The sequence below is a fragment of the Rhizobium sp. BK650 genome, from assembly GCF_014195325.1.
Taxonomy (GTDB): Bacteria; Pseudomonadota; Alphaproteobacteria; order Rhizobiales; family Rhizobiaceae; genus Rhizobium.
This window is the reverse complement of the sequence record NZ_JACIBK010000036.1, coordinates 1-1,275: the sequence shown is the minus strand read 5'-3', so window position 1 is coordinate 1,275 and position 1,275 is coordinate 1. Positions and strand designations below refer to the sequence as shown.

Genomic DNA, 1,275 nt, shown 5'->3' with positions numbered 1-1,275 from the left:
ACGCCGCTATGGCCGAAGAGACCACGGCCTCGGCTGAAACGCTGGCAGCCGATACCGACGAACTGCTCGGCCTCATCAGAGGCTTCCGCGTCGGCCATGTCGCGGCCGCTCCCGTCTCGCATCAGGGTCGCCGCGCCGCATAAAGCGGGACGACCACAGGCCTTTTCATTACCTAAGTCATTAGTAGCCGCCGGATGAAAGTTCGGCGGTTTTGCTTTTTGAGCACCCTGAAATTTTAGGGATCTTCTGTCTAAAATCCAATTGAATTAAAGGTTTATTATAAGGTGGGTGGCAATTGTAATTAAAACCGGTCGCAGCATGTTTCTTTTAGCAGCGGTAGACGCGTGCGCCTCATCCGGCGCGCTCGCACAGGCGGTAGAAAACCGCACCGGAATGCAGCCACACATTCCCGTTGCGAGGCATCATGAAAAATTTGAAAATATCAAAGCAGCTCATATTGCTGGTCGTTGGCCTGATGATCGCGTTTGCGATCGCCACCTTCCTGCAGGTTCGCTCCTCGGTCGACGCGATCTATAAGGAACGCTACGACATGCTTCGTGCGGAGGTCCAGTCGGCGGTCTCCGTCCTCAAGCAATACCAGGCAAAGGTCGCCGCCGGCGAAATGACGTTGGAAGACGCCCAGAAGCAGGCCTATGCTACTGTCAACGCTATGAAATACGATCCGGATGGGTATTTCTTCGGCTATGACTACGACGTCAAGATGGTATTCCACTACGACGCCTCGAAAGTCGGTCAGGTCAACAAGGGTCAGCCGGACAGCAAAGGCAAGCTCTATCGCGAAGAGCTGGTCAAACTCGGGCAGCAGGGCGGCGGTCTCGTCGAATATTATTCCACAGCCAAACCGGGCCAACCTGTGGGCGATTATCGCAAGTCGGCCTATGCACTGGCCTTCGACCCATGGAAGGTCGTCGTCAGTACCGGCGTCTACATGGACGACCTCGATGCCCAGGTGAACGACAAGATTCTGGCGGCATTGTCAGGCAGCATCGTCTTGTTCTTCTTCGCCATTGTCGCCGCCTATCTGGTCATCCGCGGCATATCGAATCCGTTGAAGGATGTTCACACCGCCCTGCAGGCTGTTGCCGAGGAAGACGTCTCGATTGCCATCCCGCATACGAGCATGAACAACGAGGTCGGCATGATGGCGAAGGCGACGCAATCGCTGCAGGAAAAGATCCGGGAGCGTCATGCGATGTCGGAGCGCGAGGCGGCCCAGCAGCTGGCACTCGAAAGCGAGCGTGAGACCAACCTGCG

The 1,275-nt window shown here is 56.3% G+C and carries 1 protein-coding gene; it reads left to right on the top strand.

The features are described from left to right. Positions 1-424: 424 nt before the first annotated feature. Positions 425-1,275: cache domain-containing protein (locus FHX15_RS30755; protein ID WP_184402091.1), on the top strand; the 851-nt coding region annotated here is incomplete at its 3' end.